Origin of the sequence: Mycolicibacterium holsaticum DSM 44478 = JCM 12374, assembly GCF_019645835.1 — a bacterium.
In the GTDB taxonomy this organism is placed as follows: Bacteria; Actinomycetota; Actinomycetes; order Mycobacteriales; family Mycobacteriaceae; genus Mycobacterium; species Mycobacterium holsaticum.
Genome location: NZ_CP080998.1, coordinates 1,516,260 through 1,535,533, shown reverse-complemented (window position 1 = coordinate 1,535,533; position 19,274 = coordinate 1,516,260). Strand labels below are relative to the sequence as shown.

The window sequence follows — 19,274 nt, the reverse complement described above, 5'->3', positions numbered from 1 at the left end:
AGTTCAGCCCCGCAGTACACCGACAACCCTCGTAGCGGACGAACAGCTCAGTTCGACCCCGCATCGGTGAGGATCTCGACCAGCGCAGGCCCGGGGTGGCTGAGCGCTTCTGCGATAGCGGAGTTCAGCTCGGCCGGGCTGGCGACCTGTTTCCCGTACGCCCCGCAGTCTCGGGCAAACGCGGCGAAATCCGGATTATGCAGCGAGGTCTGCCACACCTGATATTCGGAACTGCGCTGCTCCTGGGTGATTTTGCCCAGTTCACCGTTGTTGAGCAGGATGTGAGTGATGTTCATGTCGTACTTGACTGCCGTGGTGAACTCGGCGAGGTACTGACCGAAGCCGCCGTCACCCGTGACGGCGATGATGGGACGGTCGGGTGCGGCAGCCCATGCTCCCATCGCAGCGGGGAACCCGAACCCGATCGAGCCCAGATAGCCCGACATCAACACCGACTGATGGTCTTTGGTCTCGAAGTAGCGCCCGAACGAATAGGCATGGTTGCCCACGTCGACGGCGAGCACGGCGTGGGCCGGAGCGAGGCCGCTGAGTTCGGCGAAGACCGTCGCGGCAGCGACCCGACCATCGGGGCGCTTGGCGGCGCGGCGGGCTTTCTCGCTGCGCCACACTGCCCACCGCTCGGCGACTTCCGGACGTTGGTCGACCAGCCCGGGATGCGTGCGCAGCCGCTGCGTAAGAACGGACGCCGTCACCCCCACATCGCCGAGCACCGGCACCGCCACCGGGTCGAAGCGCCCCAGCGCCATCGGGTCGGTGTCGACCTGCACAACGGGCTTGTACGGCGAGATGCCCGTGTGATTCGAGAACGACGCGCCGAACACCACCAGCAGGTCGGCCTTGTTCATCATCCAGGATGCGACCGGGGTGCCCGACCTGCCCAGCGCGCCGCAGGCCAACGGATGCTCGTCGGAGAGCTGGCCCTTGGCTTTGAAGGTCGTCAACACCGGTGCCTGCAGACGCTCGGCGAACGCCACGATGGCCGGCATGTCGAATTTCGCACCCGCGCCGACGATGATCACCGGGCGAGTCGCCGCTGCGATGCGGTCGAGCGCCTGCTCCAGCGCCGTCTCCGGCGGCGCGACCCGCAGATCGGGCATCCGGCCCTCGGGCCCCGACGATCGTTGATCAGGGTCCTCGATGATCTGAACTTCGTCGGGCACGACCAGGTGGGCGACCCCGCGTTCGAGAATGGCGTGTTTGAGCGCCAGGGTCATCAGCTCGGCGTGTTCGGAGCCCGCGCGCACCATCTCCGAGTAGACGGCGACATCGGCGAACGCCGCCAACAGGTCGATATCTTGAAACGCCCCTTTGCCGGCCACCGCGGAATCGACATTGCCGGACAATGCCAGCACCGGCGCCCGGTCGGCCTTGGCGTCATAGAGCCCGGTCAGCAGGTTCGTCGAGCCCGGGCCCGCGATGCCGAAGCAGACCGCGGGACGGCCGGTGAGCTTTCCGTAGGCGGCCGCCGCGAACGCCGCCGCCCCCTCATGGCGGATGCCGAAATACCGTAACTTGCCTGAGCTTTCCGCGCGGTGCATGGCCTCGGCGATGCCGAGATTGGAGTGACCGACCATCCCGAAAACCGTGTCGACACCCCAATTGGTCATGGTCTCGACCAAGACATCGCTGACGGTCCGCTTCGCGGGCGCAGCAGGCGGGGCGCCGACGTAGATTCCGTCCTCACGCACCTGCACCGGATAGGTCGCGACATCGAAGTCTGGTCCGCCGGCGGCTTGGCCGGTGAACGGGTCGAAGTCGAAACCATGCCAGGGACAACGGATCTTGTCGTTCTCGAGGGTTCCCTGTCCGAGTGGGCCGCTTTGATGCGGGCAGCGGTTGTCGATAGCGCCGTAGCGTCCATGCAACTTGGTCAACGCCACCGTCTTGAGTCCGACGGGGCACGCCGCTACCTGACCTTCGTCGAGCTCGCCGGGCTCGGCGGCTTTGTGCCAGTCGAGTTTCTGACTGGCCGTACCGGTGTCGTCGTCAACAGTCACAGTGGCGTCACTCCTGCGTAGGGGACTCCACTGAGGTAGGCGAAGTCGCGGTCGAACGTCGTCAGATCGTCGAGGGTGAAATCGGCAAGCCGCCGGTGCCCGCACGCCCGGGCCAGCACCACCATCAGCTCCACCGCAGAACGCAGGTACCGGTTCAAGCGTTCGGCCGCCGGCCGCACAGGCAGTCGAGCGCGCAGGCGCGCGTCTTGGGTGGCGATGCCGACCGGGCAGGTGTTGGTATGGCAGGCGCGCATACCGACGCAGCCGATGGCCTGAATCGCGCTGTTGGCGATGCCGACCGCGTCGGCCCCCAGAGCCAGCGCCTTGACCATGTCGGCGGGGGTCCGGATGCCGCCGGTGACGGCCAGCGTGATCGTGCTTTGACTGCGGTCCAGGTGTCGCCGGGCCCGCGCCAGCGCCGGAATGGTGGGGACCGAGATGTTGTCGCGGAAGATGGTTGGTGCCGAACCGGTTCCGCCGCCGCGGCCGTCGAGGATGATGTAGTCGACACCGATCTCGAGCGCGGCATCGAGGTCCCGCTCGACGTGCTGGGCACTGAGCTTGTAGCCGACCGGGATCCCGCCCGAGGCCTCGCGGACCTGTGCGGCGAAGTCTTTGTACTCCGCCAGCGACGTCCAGTCCGGGAACCGTGCTGGCGAGATCGCCGACGTGCCCGCAGGTAAGCCGCGCACCTCGGCGATCTTGCCGACCACCTTGGCCCCGGGAAGGTGCCCACCGGTACCGGTTTTGGCGCCTTGGCCACCTTTGAAGTGAAATGCCTGAACGTTGGTCAGGTGTTGGAAGCTCCATCCGAACCGGCCGGAGGCCAGTTCGTAGAAGTACCGCGAATTCTCCTGTTGCTCTTCGGGAAGCATGCCTCCCTCACCGGAACAGATCCCGGTTCCGGCGAGTTCCGCACCGGCGGCAAGTGCCGTCTTGGCCTCCTGGGACAACGCCCCGAAACTCATATCGCTGACGAACAGCGGAATATCAAGCACCAGCGGGCGTTTCGCCCCCGGACCGATGACTGTCTCGGTGCTGACCGGCTCCTCATCGAGCAGCGGTAATCGGGCCAGCTGCGCAGTCACCAGCTGGATCGAATCCCATGAAGGCAGCTGGGTACGCGAAACACCCATCGCCGCTGTAGGACCGTGCTTCCCGACCTTGCTCAGTCCGTGGGTGGCAAGCTCGTGGATCTGGGTATTGAACGGTTCTTCGACGGTGTCGGCAGGCTTGACCCACCGGCCCTGATAGCCGTCGTCGCCATACGATTGGGCGTTGGCCGCGGCGAACTCGGCGATCGCGGTTTGATCGACGTACACGCCCCCGTTGCGGACCCAGACCGGAAACGTCGCCAAAGCCACCGCGGGGTTGACCGGCGAGACGCCGGTGTCAACGTCGTACCGCCAGCCGTGCACGTCGCACACCACTAGGTTTCCGTCGACATGCCCGTCGCCCAACAGCGCACCCCGGTGTGCGCAGCGCCCGTAGAGCGCAGAGACGTGCTCACCGCGCCGGATGATCACAAGGTCCACGCCCGCCGCAGCGGTGGCGAAGGGAGCGTTGTCAGCCAGGTCGGAAAGGGATGCCACCTTCACGCCGGTTGTCGCTTCTGGTGTCATCTTTATGGGCTTTCCTCTGGTTAGTCGGGGTGCTCGGCGTCGTCGAGCAGGTGCGCCCGGATCTCGGCATAGGCGTGCGTGAATAGCCTGACGTCGCGGGGACTGAGCAGGTCGAATACATTGCGCCGCACCGTCGCTACATGCCCCGGAGCGGCCGATTGCAATTTCGCGAACCCGGCTTCGGTGAGCTCTGCAAAGAGGCCCCGCTTGTCCTCCGGGCACGGGACGCGGCGCAACCACCCGGCGTGCGCGAGCCTGTTCACCGCCCGAGTCACCCCGCTGCGTGTCGTCACGGCGGCCCCGGCGATCTCGCTCATCCGCAACCGCCGCTGCGGCGCCTCGGACAGCAATCCGAGAACCTCATAATCCGCGAACGAGATGGCGGCAGTGACTTCCAGCTGACGGTCCAATGCCCGCAACAGCAGCCGAGTGCTGTCGAGATATCCACGCCACATCTGCTGCTCGGGCTCGCTGAGCCATTCCACCTCCACCATCAGCAGACGTCCATGCTAGTTGCTAGCGAAACTTAATATCGCAGTACACCACACCCGCTGATGATATTACCTTCGGTGCGCTCACCGTGTCTGCCACGCGTATTCCGGGGCGATAGCCGTGGACGATCGGCTCCAGGTAGGGGCATTGCGCGTGGATTTTTAGTTTCGCCATCAACTAAGAGGCGGTCCGAATCGGACCCCTAGACCCGTGCGGTTCCGCGGCGGCAGTACGGAGCCACGTCCCGCACGACGTCCACGTCCAGGGGTCCGTCACGCCGAACAGCCTGGCTGCAAGCTAGACGCGTTCTACCGGGGCGGTTGACCAAGGAACGGGTTCTGCGCCGCCGATGCCCCTTGGGCTCGTTGCGCGACGGTCTGAGCCAGCGCGTTCAGCAAGGGATTTTCGTTGACCAGCGCGCGCTGCTCTTCTTCGGACAGCTGGTAGAACGTCCACAGTCCCCACGCCGCCGGCCGGACGTACAACGTCACTTTCTGACGGCGGCCTTTGGCCTGCGGCAGCATCGCGGGCACTGGGACCACCCGGTCCAACGTCACCGCGCTGGTGAGTTCCTGCGCGAGCTTCTCGATATCCACTGCGTCCTGAAGCTCATACGCCGACGACTGATGAGTCTGGTGGGCCGGCCCCTGCAGCGCCAGAAACCACGCCATCCTCGCCTCCTTTGCTCGCTATCGACGTCAGCGTAAACGAGGTGCTGCGCGCGCCGGCGTGCCGGGCGCCGGTGAGCTGGGGAGCACAGCGCCTTTTGACCCACCGGGCAGTTTGCGCGACGACGTTCGGCAGCCGTTGCGTCACGCAACGTATCTGCGTGGAATTACACATCCTCGACGAGGAGAAATGCGGCGTATACCACGCTGGTAGCTAACGCAATGACGAAATATCCGAAACTTGTCGTTCGCCACATTTTGGCGCTGTGCCAGCGTTTTCACGTGCCTGTCGTCGTGAAATGCGATAGTTGCTGGCGAAACTCTATTGACGTCGACGAAGCCCGGGGGGGTTTTCATGATGGTCGCCGACCGAACCGATTCGCACAGCCCGTGCCCCGCAGTTGCGCGCCTGCATGGCGTGAACCGCATCGCCGGCACCGGTTACGCCAAATACATCGGTCGCGTTGGGGCCCTCGCCGTCGCCCTGGGTGTCGCGGGCGTCGTTGCCACCTCGCCCGGCGTGGCATGGGCAGACGGCACCTCCTCCTCCACGTCGTCGCAGACATCGCAGTCCTCGCAGACGTCGCAGTCCTCGCAGTCCTCGCAGTCGTCGGAGACCTCGCAGCCCAGCCCGACGCCGGCGGACGAAACCGAAACCGAAACCGTCGACCCGACCGAAGAACCGACTGAGAGCGCTGAAGGCCTCGCCGACGAAGACAGTGAGGACGCCGAGGATCTGGAGAACGTAGCGGACCCAGAAGACGGTGCGGTCGAGGCGATCGACGACACCGACCTCACCGACACCGAGGAATCCACCACCGACGACGACACCGCGACGGAGGACGGTGACACGAACGAAGCCGATTCGACGCCAGCACCGCAGACTCAGACCGGCACCGACGTCAATACCGAATCCGTCGCACAAACGCTGACCACCGAGGCCTCCGACGCCCAGTACACGTCCGCGACCACGCTGAGGACCCAGTCGTCAGACAACCCCGAGACCGTCGCCCTGCTGAGCGCCGCGACAAGCGCGACCGCCGCTTCGGCCAACCGGATTGCGGTCCCGCTGCCGAAGCTGCCCACGCCCGAGGAGGTCGTGCACCACATTCAGGCCAAGGTGACCGAATGCCTCTGCGGCGTCATCAACGGTGTCACCAAACTGGTCAGCGTCGTGGCGGGTGCGATCAACGGAGGCGGCGGCGCGGGCCCTGGCGGCGGATCGCCTGCAGCACCGCCGATCGTGGCCGCGGTACTGGAGTTCGCACGCCGCGAAGTCACCCGCGTCGTCGACGCCCTGAACCGCACCCCGATCGGGCGCTTCGTCAACTACGTCGCAACGCAGGTCACCGACGCGATCACCGACTTCGGCAACTCACCGCAGGGCAGAGCGATTTCGGCGGAGCTCACCCAGTTCCTCGCGCAGTGCCAGGACTCCACGGGGCTGCCGGCCGAGCTCGAACGCGTCGCCATCGTGTCGGGCCTCAACGAACCGACAGACTTCGACATCCTCGCCGACACAGAACATCCCGATGAGATTCATCGCATCTTCATCACCGAGAAGGCCGGAGCGATCAAGGTTTACGACCCGGACACCGGCACCGTCGCGACGCTGATCAACCTTCCAACCGTGACCGCAGACGGTGAACGCGGACTGGTCGGCATCGAGGTCGACCCGCAGTACTGGGATGTCGGTCAGCCCGGCTACCACACCATCTACGTCGCCTACACCGGGGCGGACAACTATGACCGGTTGTCGAAGCTGACACTGAACGATTCGTTCGAGGTGGTGGGCGAACCGGTCGAACTGCTGAAGTCGACCGAGTTGGGCAACAACTTCCACCACGGCGGCGAGCTGCAATTCGATCCTGCCGGTGAGCATCTCTACTGGGCGGTGGGTGACAACACCGAGAGCGCCAACGCTCAGGACCTGTCGAACATCCACGGCAAGATCCTGCGGTTGAACCGCGACGGCACCGCGCCCGAAGACAACCCGTTCGTCGGCCATCCGGGCGCCGTCGAGCAGATCTACGCGATCGGCCTGCGCAATCCGTTTCGGTTCACCTTCACCCCCGACGGCCAGTTGCTGGTCGGCGATGTGGGCGAATCCAACTGGGAAGAGTTGAACGTCGTGACGGCCGGGGCCAACTACGGCTGGCCGGCCGCCGAAGGCTTCTGCACCAGTGGCGACTGCGCGTATGTCGACCCCATCTACGCCTACCGCCACTCCACACCACCGGCCAACGCGGGATCGATCACGTCGGTCGTCGTCTATACCGGTAGCACGTTCCCCGAGGAGTACCAGAACAAGGTCTTCATCGCCGACTACTCGGTCGGTTGGATCAAAGAACTGACGTTCGATTCGGAGTTCACCAGCCTGATCAGCGAGCGCATGTTCGACAACCAGGCCGGCACGACCGTCAAACTTGACCAGGGACCTGACGGAAACCTCTACCAGCTCAACATCTATCCCGGCACGCTCTACGTCATCCGGCCCTCCGGGGGGAACCGGGGACCAACCGCGGTACTCACCGCGTCGGAGACCTACACCGCCGAAGACTCCCTGGAAGTCCACTTCTCGGCCGGCGGATCGACCGACCCCGAAGGCGATGATCTGAGCTACGAGTGGAATTTCGGTGACGGCCGCACCTCGACCGAAGCCAATCCGACCATGGTCTTCACCAACACCGGCGCCGACTTCACCGCCTACACCGTGACTTTGACGGTCACCGACGGGGAGAAGTCCAGCACTGCGACGCAACGGATCGTGGTCGGCAGCACGCCGCCGGTCGTCGAGATCACCGACGTGCCGGACAAGTACAACGCCGGCGACACCGTGTCGTTCAGCGGCAGCGGCTCCGACGAACAGGACGGGGCGCTACCCGCCAGCGCCTACAAGTGGACGGTGGTGTTCCACCACGCCGACCATGTGCATCCGTTCCGGGACAACATCACTGGGCCGAGCGGCAGCGTCACCATCCCACGCACCCGCGATCAGCTCGGCAACACCTTCTACCGGATATCGCTGACCGTGACCGACAGCAGCGGCTTGTCGACCACGGTGTACAAGGACATCAATCCGAACCTGGTCAGGCTCACGTTCAACGCCAGTGACCCCGACGCCACCTTCACCATCGACGGAATCCCGTACCAGGGTTCCTATGTCGAAGAGCAGGCCGTGGTGGGCGTTGAGCGCGTACTCAACGCGCCGTCACCGCAGCCCGGCAGCGGGGGGCAGCTGATCTTCGTCAGCTGGTCCGACGGGGGCGCACAGAGCCACACGATCGTCACCCCGGAGGGCGACACCAACTACACGGTGACTTACGACTTCGTCCCATCGGGGGCCGAGGTGGCCGTCTGAGGCAGGCTGGTACCGGTCTCGTGCTCAGCGAATTCCCATAGCTTCCTGGCGTTTTCGTAGTCACAGGCGACCGCGGCGCGGCCGCTCAACGTCGGACCGCCCTTCAGTCCGAACCGGCTGTCGATGCCCACGTAGCTACCCGGCGGAATCGGCTCGGTGATGCAGTACAGCGTTGGCGCGGCGCCTGCATCGAGATCGTTCGCGAGCACGTCGGCCAGCGACTTGACCACCGAGTGAAACGTCGACATCAAGCGTTTGTCTGAGACGTTGGACAGGTTCGAAGCTACCCAGCCCGGGTGCGTCAGGTAGGTGCAGACCGGTGAACCGGCCTCACGCAACCGGCGGTCGAGTTCCAGACCCCACAACATCACCGCCAGCTTTGAGCGCGCATAGGCGGGAAACGCCGACCATCTGCGAGTGCGCAGGTGGGGATCGTCGAAAGCGATGCTGGCCGACTTGTGCGCGTCGGAGCCGACATTGATGATCTGCGAACGGACCCGTTCGAACAGCAGGTTGGTCAGGGCGAAGGGGCCCAGAAAGTTTGTGCCCAAGGTGATTTCGAAACCGTCCACCGTGTCGCTGCGCCGCTGAGCCACCAGGCCGGCGTTGTTGATCAGGATGTCGACCTCACCGTCGAACAGATCGGGGAACGCGCGCACCGAGGACTGATCGGCGAGGTCGAGTTTGACGACCGACGTGTCACCGCCCATCTCCGCCGCGCGCCGCGCACCGAGGTCGAGGTTTCGGACCGCCAGGATCACCCGCGCGCCGGCGCGGGTCAGCGACGTGGCCGTCGCGAGACCCACCCCGTTGGTGGCCCCGGTGACGATGACGCGCTTGCCGCGCATATTGCCGAGTCGGGTCGGCGACCAGTTCGTAGACACGGTGGCAGATTAACCAGGTGGCCGCCCCGCCGATGCGGGGCGGCCATCAGGTGGGCGGCGTCGGTCACCACTTCCAGGGTTTGTCCCAATGGCCTGGCGGCGGCACGAACGGCAGTTTCGCGATGTGTCCAGGTGGCGGCACGAACGGTAGATGCGCGATGTGCCCCGGCGGCGGGACGAGGTGATGGCCGGGTGATGGCGGGTGCCACCACCAGTCGTGATCGGCTTGCGCCTGACCTGCGCCGAGTCCGACGGACGCCAAACCCAGTGCACCGGTAAGGGCAACCCCTGCGGCGATCGTTTTCAGTGTTGTTCTGTTCAGTGTTGTTCTGTTCATCGAGAACTCCAATCGGCTGGATACCCTGCCGCGATCGGGAAGACGGCTTGCCGTTCTTGGGCTCAACCCGGCGAGACGATGACTTCCCTAACACCTCTATCGTCCCACCGGATCGCTCCGTTAACCACCGTGCGGCGGAGCCTAGGGACTGGCTGCAGCTCCGCTGGTACCAGTTCGCCTACACCCGCCCTGGGTGGCAATGTTTGGTTGCCTATGAATACGGGAAAAGAACTCGCACTGTGCGCACTGAACAGATTCGGTGTCCCGTCCCGTGGAGGCTCAATCGGCAGCATAACGAGCGCGTGAGATTCCTTGCCGAATCTTGATCGGCGATCACTCGTGCGGTTCATTACATTCGCTAGTGATGAGCCCATTTATTGCTGCAAAATTGTCTTTCTGGTCGTCGACCTCATGTCGACCCCGTCTATTGGGCCTTACTGTCACCCCATGGACGGGCAGGCCGGAGCGGACATCCGGCCGAGGATATGACCGGCTCCTGCACCACCTCCGCAGGTCACATCGCTGCACATTGCACAACCAATCCAGCAAAGCCATGGGCTTACGGTGACGTTAGTTTTATCGGGCGTTAGCGCCTGCGGATACGGACCGGGCAAATCGGCGCTCCCCGATGCATATCTCGGGAATGGCTACACTATTTCTTATTCGCATCGCTTCATCCGCGGGAAAGATCGATTAGATGCAACCAATCTTGATAGCCCTAAAGGACATCTCAGACAGAATTGTTCGGCTACTCACCAGACCCCCAAAAGTTCCGTCAATAAATCTGTTTGAATTTGCCAAATAGGGATATTGTGAGCCATACAGCATTTGCTATCGGCCCACCCACCCTAGGAACACCCATGGAACTCGCAGCGCGTCCCCTCGTCACCACCGGCGTCGCCATCGTCGGCGCCACCGCATTGATCGCCAACCCCGTCGCAGCGCCTGTGCCCGAGATCGCGATCCCGTCACTGCCGTCCGTTTCGGCCAATAGCGAGTTGCTGGCCTCCGTTCTCGATATGCCCGCTCCGACGCTGGCTACCCCCGCCGACGCCGCATCAGCGTTGACGTTCCTGATCACGCAAACCTCCGAGCTGATCAACGCCGGCCTGATCACCGTCGCCGAGGGCGTCACCTTCGGCGCCACCCAGTTCGCAGCGCTCGTCGCCGCGGGGGCCACCACCGTGGCCGGGCTGGTGGCAGCGGCCGCGGAAGCCGGCGTGTTCATCACCACCCAGCTGGCTGAGCTCATTGCCTTCGGGGTCACCCAAGCCGCCGGCCTGGTGAACTTCGCCGTCGCGCAGGGGGCCACCGCACTGCTGGCCGGTGGTGCGGTGCTTGCCGGTCTGGTCGCCGCGGGTGCGGGCGCCTTTGTCGATCTGGTCACGGCGGCAGCCGAGGCCGGCACGTTCTTCACCACCAGCGCTGCCGAACTCGTGGTGTTCGCCCTGAACTCGGTTCTCCCAGCGCCGTTCGCGGCGCCGCTGGAATTTCTGGTGAACGCCGGGGCGGGTCTGGTGAACTTTGGCATCACCGCCGCTGCCACCGGCGTGGCGGCCGGCACCGAGGCGTTCGTCGGACTGCTTGCGGCGGGCGCCGCCACCGTTGCCGGCCTGACGGCAGCGGGCGTTGAGGTCAGCGAATTCGTCGTCGACTCGCTGGCCGAGTTGGTGGTGTTCGCCACCGCGCAGACCGCCGGGCTGGTCAACTTCGGGTTGGCGCAAGCGGCCGCGGCGGTCGCATTCGGCGCGGGAGTGATCAGTGGCCTGACCACCGCGGGCACCGAGTTGTTCAGCGGCTTCGTCACCGCCATCGCCGACACCGGTGTCTTTTTCAGCACCGCGATCGCCGACACGCTGGTGTCGATCATCGATGCTGTCACGCCCGGCGCGGCGACGGCTCCAGCCGCCGCTACCTCGTTCCGCGCGGGGGCCGGCGGACCCGAGAACCCGCCCAATTTCAGGGCTCAGACATTCGCCGTAGACACCGATAACGGTGTCGGCCAAGCGGAGTCGGGGAACTCTGGCGACGATGCCGGTGTCGGCACGGGCTCCGAGGACCTCACCGCGGACACCAACGCTTCGACGGATCCCGATGACGGTGGCGTCGTCGACGACACGTCAGCTGACGAGAACACCGGTGGCGAGGTGGACGCCGTCGATGACGACACCGCCACTGACGGGACAGATGCCACCGGCGAGGAAGACGTGGACGTCGTCGTGGGCGCAGACACCGTCGGCGCCGACGACTCGGCCGTTGATGGTGCCGGAAATGCAGTCGGGGACGACGAATCGGTCAGCGACGCCGACGCCGGCGACGCGGATCAGAGCCCCGGGCCCGGAGCTGACGCCGACGGCGGTTCGGGCAATAACTCCGACGCCGGCTCGGGCGACAACGCCAGCAGCGGGAGCACAGACTGATCGACGCGATCAGCGGGTGACAAGCGCGCTGCGCTGCGCCACGCCGAGCGCTCAGTCACGTTCGGCATCGGGTTCCACACCGCGCACCACCACACAGCATCGGTCGGGGTGCGGGGTGAGTTCGGCGTGGGCCTGCGGTTGATCACAACCCGCGATGATTCCCTCGACGAGCCGCAGGTTCAGCCCGCACACCACATCCCGATGGTCGCGGGCGACCTGGTGAAACGGGCAATTTCGCAGGCTGACGCAATCGTCGTCGACGTGGGGCAGGTAGCCGCACCGACGCAGCGCGACGACGATGTCTCGCGCTGATTCGGTTCCCACGCTCCTGCCGGCTTCGAATGCGGCGCCGTCGACCGCCGCCTGCACTGCGCCGCTGTCATCCTGCTCGACGGCTCCCACCAGCAACCTGGCCAGCAGTTCGTAGTCCCGGGGCGGCACGCTGATCGTCATCTCCCCCGGCGCGCGGGCGTACAGCTTCGCCGGGCGACCCGCCCCCGGCCCGTCGCGCCCAGTGAGGCGTTGATAGCTGATCGTGAGCAGGCCGGCGTCGGCCAGCTTGTCGAGGTGATAGGCGGCCAAGGTGCGTCCGATGCCCGCCGCCGCGGCCGCCTGCTCCCGCGAAATCGGGACATCGCTTTCGGCCACGCACTCGTACAACTGACGCCGTACCGGGTCCTCCAGATGGCTCAACCCGGTCAGTGCAGCCAGGTCGTTCGGGCGGTGCACGGGCATGCCCAATTCTATCACCAACAACTCTTGACAAATAGAACGCGCAGGCAGATTCTAAAAAGGCATATTGCTACTTTTAGAAGGAGACTGGCTATGACTGCCTCGCGTTCAACGGCTCCCGCCGGCGTGCTCGATCGGGCCCGGAGCGAACCCGCGTACGGCGCGTTCGTGCTACTGCGGGTCGGGTTTACGGTGCTGCCGATCGTCATGGGCGTCGACAAGTTCTTCAACCTGCTCACCACGTCCCCGGCGAACTGGGAAGGGTATTTGGCAGGCTGGATCGCCGACCTGAGCCCGCTCAGCCCGGCGCACACGATGATGGTCGTCGGCGTGATCGAGATCGTCGCCGGCATCGCCGTTGCGATCAAGCCGCGATACGCCGCGTACATCGTGGCCGCCTGGCTCGCCGGCATCATCGTCAACCTGCTGACGTACTCGGGCTACTACGACGTCGCGCTGCGCGACTTCGGGCTGCTGCTCGCCGCGCTGACGCTCGCCCGGCTGGCCTCCGTCTACGACGCGCCCTTGGGCCGGCCCACCGCCTCGACCACGAGTTCCTCGGCCGCATAGCGAATTTTGCCCACCGATCCGCTCACCCGTCGAGTCCACGCACCTCGACGGGTGGCGGAGTCGATTGCCCGAAAGGAACCTCAGTCCATGCATTCGAACGCGGCGTTGCAGCTCGTTCCCCCGTCCCCTGACAGAGACGTTGCCGCCGCGGGGATCGCCGCCGCCGCGTTCCTGCGGGCGCTTGGTATTTCGCTGGAGTCAGAAGGTCTTCGTGACACCCCCGCCCGGATGGCGCGCGGCTACGCCGAACTGCTCACCCCGCGAACCTTCGACCTGACCACGTTTCCCAACGACGAGGGTTACGACGAACTCGTGATGTGCCGCAACTTGCCCATCCGGTCGGTGTGCGAGCACCACATGCTGCCGTTCACGGGCACCGCGCACATCGGGTATCTGCCCGGTGATCGCATCATCGGGTTGTCGAAGCTCGCCCGCATCGCCGAGCACTTTGCCTGCCGGCCTCAGCTTCAGGAACGACTCACCAAACAGATCGCCGAATGCCTCGTCGAGCACCTACAACCCCGCGGTGTCGGAGTCGTCATCGAGGCCGAGCACAGCTGCATGACCCTGCGCGGGGTGCACGCCACCGGGTCAGCCACAATCACGTCCACACTCCTGGGCGCCCTGCGCGATGACGCTCGCTCACGCCAGGAATTCTTTGCCCTGGCCGACGTCAACGCCTGACGAGAAGCGTTGTCGCGCGAGCTATCTGTTTGACCGAAGTGCCGGTATCAACCGGGTTGGGGTTCAGTTCCGCTCGGTTGCCGCGTGCCGGTGCCCGCTGTGGTCGATGGCGTCGATCGCCAACGTGGCGTGGGCGAACGCGCCGCCGGCCCGCATCTCGGCCGCCACCCAGATGGCTTCCATAATCTCTTCTGGGCTTGCGCCCTTGCGGGTTGCCAGTTTCGTGTGGCCGGTGATGCAGTACGGACACTGCGTGACGTGAGCAACGGCAACCGCGATCAGTTGCTTGGTCTTCTCCGGGAGGGCGCCCTCGGCGAAAACGGCGCTGCTGAACCGTTCGAACGCTTCATGGATTTCCGGCGCAAGCGCCTTGCGACGGGCAGACACCTCTGCGGTGGTCGGCTGATACATCGAATCCGGCATGCTGCTCTCCGATCCTGTCGGGCGTTACCAGCAGGAGCGAAAGAGGCAGCGCCAGTAGCGCGTTGATATCCGCATCCACGTTAGTCCGACAGGAATTCGCGGTCATCGCCAGCCCGTTGATGCACGCGTCGCAACTCGCGCCACCACGCTGGGCTATGCGAAGTCCTTCACCACGTCGGCGACCCGTCGCAGTTGGTCGGTGTCGGAACTGGTTGGGATGAGGTGGATTTCGTCTGTGCCGATATCGCTGAACCTGCGCAGCACCTCGGCCAGCTCGTCCTCATTGCCGGCCCATCCGGTGCTGGGAGCCATCGCATCGACGAACTCGGCGGGAATCCAGTTCATGTACCGCCGCAGATGCCGGTGAACCTGTGCGCGCGCGTCGTCCCCGTCACCGATGGCGAACCAGAACGAGGTGGCCAGGTGCGGGCTGGGCTTACCCGCATGGGCCCATGCCTTGCGTGCGACGTCGAACAGTTCGTCTTGCTTGGCGACGTCAAGGTCGAGAATGGTGCCCGCCATGCCGTCGGCCCATTCTGCAGCGCTGCGCACGGTCTTCGGCCCGATCGTGCCGACCATCAGCGGCGGGCCGCCGGCCTGAACCGGTGGGGGCCCGACCGCTTCGACGGATTCTGTCACCTTCTCGCCGGCCCAAACGCGCTTCATCACCGCGACACGCGCGGCCATCCCCTTCATGGTCTGCGTCGCCGGATCCGCACCGACGGCGTGGTAGTCCTCGTGCCTGCCGCCGACACCGATCCCGACGGTCAGCCGGCCGTCGCACAGCATGTCGCCGGTCGCCAACTGCTTGGCGAGCATGACGGGGTCGTGCAGCTGCGGCACCACCACCGTCGTCACGAGCCGCACCCGCTCCGTCCACGCTGCCAGCGCCCCCAACAGCGTCAGGCTCTCGGGGTTGTCGAACGCGATCCGCTCTCCCCAGCACAGCGACGAGAACGGCCCGTCGTCGATGGCCTTGGCCCACGCCTTGAGCGTGGCGGCATCGAGGTCGGCTTCCATCACCGGCATGGTCATCCCGATCTGCACGCCCGCGATTCTGGCACGGCCGACCCGATGCCGGGGATTGACCTCGACGAATCGTGTCCGCTGGCAGCATGGCAGTCATGGCGATCAACACCCGGTCCGTCGCACACGTTCGGCTCACCGTCACCGATATCGAGCGGTCACGACAGTTCTACGAGAGCGTGTTCGGCTGGGGAGTGCTGCTCGAGATACCCGACAAGGCCGACGAAGCCACCCGCGAGGCCCTGGGTTTTCTCTTCGGCGGCGTGGTCTATGACCTCGGCGGCATGCTGGTGGGGCTGCGTCCCGTCGCGTCCGATCGCTTCGACGAGAACCGCGCCGGTCTGGACCACCTGTCGTTCCGCCTGGATAGCAAGGACGAATTGGAGGCGGCCGCAGAACATCTCGATGCCCTGGGTGTCGCGCACGAGCCGGTCAAAGACATCGGCCCGGCCTACATTTTGGAGTTCAGAGATCCCGACAACATCGCGCTGGAACTCACCGCCCCGAAGTGATGCGGGGGTTAACCCCCATCAGGTTCTCCGGATAACGCTGTGTCGCCCGCCGCCGGAAATCCATAGGTTGGGGGCATGGTCGCAGTCACCGACACGAGCCCCGACGCCACCACGCCCGTCGGCGTGCACAGGAAACCGGCCCGGCACATCGGGGTGGCGCCGACCGCGTCGATGATCACGGGTGCGGCGGTGGCGCTGGTGTGGTTCTGGATCCCGTTGGGGATCCTGATCCTCGGCATCTCGTCGATCCCCAGCGGCATCGGATTCGCGCTGGCCGTCGTGATTTTCGTCTACCTGATGCGCGGCGTCGAGTGGATTGAGCGCACCCGCAGCGAAGCTGTCTTCGGCATGGGCATCGGCGTCCCGCCGCGGCGCATGTCGCCGTACGAGGGCATTCAACGCTGGCTGCACCAGCTGTGGCTGGACATCAGCGGCGCCCGGCTATGGAAGGCCACCGCCCACCACTATCTGCGGATGGCCTACGACATGCTGGCGACCGGCATCGCGTTCCTTCTGCTGCTGTTCGCCTTCGTGGGTCCGGCCGGTGCGATCGCCGTCCAGCACAGCGACGACGACGCAGGAATCTCGTTCCTGCCGGTGCCGTTGGCGTGGGTGCTGGCGCTGGTCGCAGCCGCGTCGGCGGTGGCCATCCTGATCTTCGCGCCGACGCTGGACGCCTCGATCGACCGGTGGCTGCTGGCCCCGTCGTCCACGGCGGCACTGCAGCACCAGGTCAGCGCGCTCGCCGACGCCCGCGAGGGCGCGGTGTCGTCGGCGCAGACCGAGCGTCACCGCATCGAACGCGACCTGCACGACAGCGTCCAACCCCGGCTGGTGTCGCTGGCCATGACGATCGGGCTGGCCCAGACCAAACTCGACACCGACCTGCCCGCGGCCAAGACGCTGATCGCCGAGGCGCACGACGACGCCAAAAACGCGCTCGTCGAATTGCGCAACGTGGTGCGCGGTATCGCACCGACGATTCTGTCCGACCGAGGTCTGGACGCCGCGCTGTCCGCGGTGGTGCAACGTTGCGCGGTGCCGACCACGCTCAACATCCACCTGCCGCGGCGGTTGCCCGACGAGGTCGAAGCGTGCGCGTACTTCGTTGTCGCCGAGGCATTGACCAACGTCGCCAAACACGCGCACGCCACCCAGGCCATCGTGAGCGTGCGGTTCGACGAATCGTCGAATCAGCTGTCGGTGTCGGTGTTCGACGACGGTCGGGGCGGTGCGCAGATCACGCCCGACGACGACGCGACCGGGTTGCGCGGTCTGGCGGAACGCGTGCGGGCCGCCCGTGGCGTGTTCACCGTTTCCAGCCCGGCCGCAGGTCCCACCATCGTGACGGCGGTGCTGCCATGCGCATCGTGATCGCCGAGGACTCCGCCCTGCTGCGGGCGGGGATCGAACGCATCCTCACCGATGCTGGTCACGAGGTGGTGGCCGGCGTGCCCGACGCCGGCAACTTGCTGCGACTGGTCAACGAAAAGCGTCCGGATCTGGCCATCGTCGACGTGCGCATGCCGCCCACGTTCACCGACGAAGGTATCCGGGCGGCCGCGCTGCTACGCAGCCAGAACCCGGAGTCGCCGGTGCTTGTGCTATCCCACTATGTCGAGGAGCGCTACGCGGCCGATCTGATCGCCTCGGACACAAAAGGATTCGGCTACCTACTCAAGGACAGGGTTGCCGACGTGCCCGCCTTCCTCGACGCCGTCGAGGTCGTCGGCGCAGGCGGAACCGTGCTCGATCCGGAGGTGGTTTCCCAGATCCTGATGCGCTCACACCGTCGCAGCGCGCTGGATCAACTCACCCCTCGCGAGCACGAGGTGCTGCAGTTGATGGCCGAGGGCAAGACGAACTCCGCGATCGCCGCCGCGCTGCACGTCTCGATCGGGTCGGCCGAAAAGCACATCGCGTCGATCTTCACCAAACTCGACCTCGTTCCCGACGAAAGCGAGAACCGCCGCGTGCTGGCGGTGCTGCGCTTCCTCGAGTCCTGAACCGCCGGAAGGATTCTCCCTGTGACCACGATCGCTCCCCCGCCGTCGGCGCCGCCCGCTGCCGTCGCCGGTCCGCCGCCGTCGCTGTCTCCCAGTGGCCGCACCGCCGTGCGCGCCGTCCTGATCGTCGCCGCAGTGGTGCTGTTGGTCGCAACGCTTGTCACGCTGGCCGTGTTGTCCTGGGGCATCACCACCTTCCGGGTCATCACGGATTCCAAAACGCTACCGCCGGCGATGCGGTCACTGGTGGTCGACTCCGGGTCGGTGCCGGTGGCCATACGTATCACCACCGACCGCCAAGCACGTGAGCCACGGGCCGATCTGCGCATGGTCAACTCGACTTCGGCGGGGGCAAACCCACTGTCGGTCAGCGCCGACGGCGCCGAGGCTCGGGTCACCATCACCGGTGAACCGTCGGAGTTTCTGCAATGGAGCCGGGCCGGTGAGATCACCGTCGTGCTGCCGCCTGAGCTGGCGCGCCGGATCACGGTGAGCACGCACCAGGAGACCGGTGTGGTGTTCGCCCAGGCCGATCTCGACCAACTCATCGCACGCACCGACGACGGCGCCGTCGTCCTCAGCGGTGCTGCACGACGTGTCGAGATCCACAACGTCAACGGCAAGGTCGTGACACGAGAACCAGTCAGTGTGTCCGAATCATTCACGGCCACAACGGTTACCGGAGACATCAAGGTGGATTTCACCGAAGCTGCACCGCGCACCGTCGACGTCAGCAGCCAGGACGGCGACGTCCTGGTCGCGCTGCCTGCACACGGGCGGTACTTGGTCGACGCCAGCACAGGCCGAGACCGCGGCGGGGCGGTCGTGCGGATACCGCGGACCACCGAACGGCAGGAGGCGGCCGCAGTGATCACGGCCCGCTCCGATACCGGCGATGTCGTCATCGACGATTCGCGCTAGCGCACCGCCTCGGCGAACAGCAGGCAGTCCTTGGTGGGTGGCCGCAGCGTGACCCGTGGCCCGGTCAATACCGTGGGGTCTGCCATGTCCACATCTTGCACCGATACCGGTCTCATCGTGGCGCGGCGTGCGCCGCGGTGGTTGACTAGCAACGTATGGCTATCACGTTCAACCACACCATCGTCGCCGCCAGGGACAAGACGCAGTCGGCAAAGTTTCTCACCGAGTTGTTCGGCCTGCCCGAGCCCCAACCGTTCGGCCATTTCATGGCGGTGGCACTGAACCACGGCGTCAGCCTCGACTACGCCGACATGCCCGACGGCCAGGAGATTCGTCCGCAGCACTACGCGTTTCTGGTCTCCGAAGACGAATTCTCCGAAATCTACGGGCGTATCCAGGCGCGCGGCATGGAGCATTGGGCCGACCCCCGCCAGACCCGGCCCGGGGAGATCAACCATCACGACGGCGGTCGCGGGGTGTACTTCCTGGACCCCGCCGGCCACTACCTGGAGATCATCACCCGACCGTACGGTTCGGGCGCGGACTGAGCCTTGATGCCAGCACTGCTCGACGGAGTCGCCGTGCGAGGCGCGAAGCG

The 19,274-nt window shown here is 65.6% G+C and carries 17 protein-coding genes; 9 read left to right on the top strand and 8 right to left on the bottom strand.

Annotated features, from left to right (window positions below):
- Positions 1–47 precede the first annotated feature (47 nt).
- The 4 genes from K3U96_RS07430 to K3U96_RS07415 form a co-directional block, all read right to left on the bottom strand.
- Positions 48–2,018 carry a thiamine pyrophosphate-dependent enzyme gene (locus K3U96_RS07430; protein ID WP_220692567.1) on the bottom strand — a complete coding sequence of 657 codons (1,971 nt, stop codon included), beginning with the start codon at positions 2,016–2,018 and terminating at the stop codon, positions 48–50.
- Positions 2,015–3,616: a glutamate synthase-related protein gene (locus K3U96_RS07425; RefSeq protein WP_230982395.1), complete on the bottom strand. Its 1,602-nt coding sequence runs from the start codon at positions 3,614–3,616 to the stop codon at positions 2,015–2,017. The genes K3U96_RS07430 and K3U96_RS07425 overlap by 4 nt, the downstream gene beginning before the upstream one ends.
- 44 nt (positions 3,617–3,660) lie before the next feature.
- Positions 3,661–4,134: a MarR family winged helix-turn-helix transcriptional regulator gene (locus K3U96_RS07420; RefSeq protein ID WP_220692565.1), complete on the bottom strand. Its 474-nt coding sequence runs from the start codon at positions 4,132–4,134 to the stop codon at positions 3,661–3,663.
- Positions 4,135–4,440: 306 nt separating this feature from the next.
- Complete coding sequence (locus K3U96_RS07415) at positions 4,441–4,803, bottom strand: hypothetical protein (protein WP_069407737.1); 363 nt, start codon at positions 4,801–4,803, stop codon at positions 4,441–4,443.
- Positions 4,804–5,218: 415 nt separating this feature from the next.
- Between K3U96_RS07415 and K3U96_RS07410 the strand changes: the two genes are divergently transcribed.
- Positions 5,219–8,161 (top strand): PQQ-dependent sugar dehydrogenase, encoded by a 2,943-nt coding sequence (locus K3U96_RS07410; RefSeq protein WP_230982394.1) that lies wholly within the window; start codon positions 5,219–5,221, stop codon positions 8,159–8,161.
- On the opposite strand, the gene K3U96_RS07405 is transcribed toward K3U96_RS07410, so the two are convergent.
- On the bottom strand, positions 8,122–9,009 hold the full coding sequence (locus K3U96_RS07405; protein ID WP_275085166.1) for an SDR family NAD(P)-dependent oxidoreductase: 888 nt from the start codon (positions 9,007–9,009) through the stop codon (positions 8,122–8,124). The genes K3U96_RS07410 and K3U96_RS07405 overlap by 40 nt on opposite strands.
- Before the next feature lie 1,233 nt (positions 9,010–10,242).
- Between K3U96_RS07405 and K3U96_RS07400 the strand changes: the two genes are divergently transcribed.
- The gene (locus K3U96_RS07400) at positions 10,243–11,802 is read left to right on the top strand and encodes an MSCRAMM family adhesin SdrC (RefSeq protein ID WP_220692563.1); all 1,560 of its coding nucleotides are present in this window, start codon (positions 10,243–10,245) and stop codon (positions 11,800–11,802) included.
- A 51-nt stretch (positions 11,803–11,853) separates the two neighbouring features.
- Here K3U96_RS07400 and K3U96_RS07395 read toward each other — a convergent pair whose 3' ends face one another.
- On the bottom strand, positions 11,854–12,537 hold the full coding sequence (locus K3U96_RS07395) for a helix-turn-helix transcriptional regulator (protein WP_220692562.1): 684 nt from the start codon (positions 12,535–12,537) through the stop codon (positions 11,854–11,856).
- A gap of 90 nt (positions 12,538–12,627) precedes the next feature.
- Between K3U96_RS07395 and K3U96_RS07390 the strand changes: the two genes are divergently transcribed.
- Together K3U96_RS07390 and folE are read left to right on the top strand one after the other, a co-directional pair.
- On the top strand, positions 12,628–13,104 hold the full coding sequence (locus K3U96_RS07390) for a DoxX family membrane protein (RefSeq protein ID WP_220692561.1): 477 nt from the start codon (positions 12,628–12,630) through the stop codon (positions 13,102–13,104).
- A gap of 87 nt (positions 13,105–13,191) precedes the next feature.
- A complete protein-coding gene (gene folE, locus K3U96_RS07385; protein WP_220692560.1) occupies positions 13,192–13,788 on the top strand; it encodes a GTP cyclohydrolase I FolE in 597 nt (198 codons plus the stop codon).
- A 63-nt stretch (positions 13,789–13,851) separates the two neighbouring features.
- On the opposite strand, the gene K3U96_RS07380 is transcribed toward folE, so the two are convergent.
- The gene (locus tag K3U96_RS07380; RefSeq protein WP_069407379.1) at positions 13,852–14,211 is read right to left on the bottom strand and encodes a carboxymuconolactone decarboxylase family protein; all 360 of its coding nucleotides are present in this window, start codon (positions 14,209–14,211) and stop codon (positions 13,852–13,854) included.
- A 153-nt stretch (positions 14,212–14,364) separates the two neighbouring features.
- Positions 14,365–15,246 (bottom strand): LLM class flavin-dependent oxidoreductase, encoded by an 882-nt coding sequence (locus tag K3U96_RS07375; RefSeq protein ID WP_069407384.1) that lies wholly within the window; start codon positions 15,244–15,246, stop codon positions 14,365–14,367.
- An 89-nt stretch (positions 15,247–15,335) separates the two neighbouring features.
- Between K3U96_RS07375 and K3U96_RS07370 the strand changes: the two genes are divergently transcribed.
- From K3U96_RS07370 to K3U96_RS07350, 5 genes are all read left to right on the top strand, one after another.
- Positions 15,336–15,749 (top strand): VOC family protein, encoded by a 414-nt coding sequence (locus K3U96_RS07370; protein WP_220692559.1) that lies wholly within the window; start codon positions 15,336–15,338, stop codon positions 15,747–15,749.
- A 75-nt stretch (positions 15,750–15,824) separates the two neighbouring features.
- Positions 15,825–17,123, top strand: a complete 1,299-nt coding sequence (locus tag K3U96_RS07365; protein ID WP_220692558.1) for a sensor histidine kinase — start codon at positions 15,825–15,827, stop codon at positions 17,121–17,123.
- Positions 17,111–17,755: a response regulator transcription factor gene (locus K3U96_RS07360; RefSeq protein ID WP_069407377.1), complete on the top strand. Its 645-nt coding sequence runs from the start codon at positions 17,111–17,113 to the stop codon at positions 17,753–17,755. Before K3U96_RS07365 ends, K3U96_RS07360 begins: the two co-directional genes overlap by 13 nt.
- A 21-nt stretch (positions 17,756–17,776) precedes the next feature.
- Entirely contained in the window at positions 17,777–18,676 is a 900-nt protein-coding gene (locus tag K3U96_RS07355; protein WP_069407376.1) for a DUF4097 family beta strand repeat-containing protein, read from the top strand.
- A 155-nt stretch (positions 18,677–18,831) separates the two neighbouring features.
- Positions 18,832–19,224, top strand: a complete 393-nt coding sequence (locus K3U96_RS07350) for a VOC family protein (protein ID WP_220692557.1) — start codon at positions 18,832–18,834, stop codon at positions 19,222–19,224.
- The last annotated feature ends 50 nt before the right edge of the window (positions 19,225–19,274 follow it).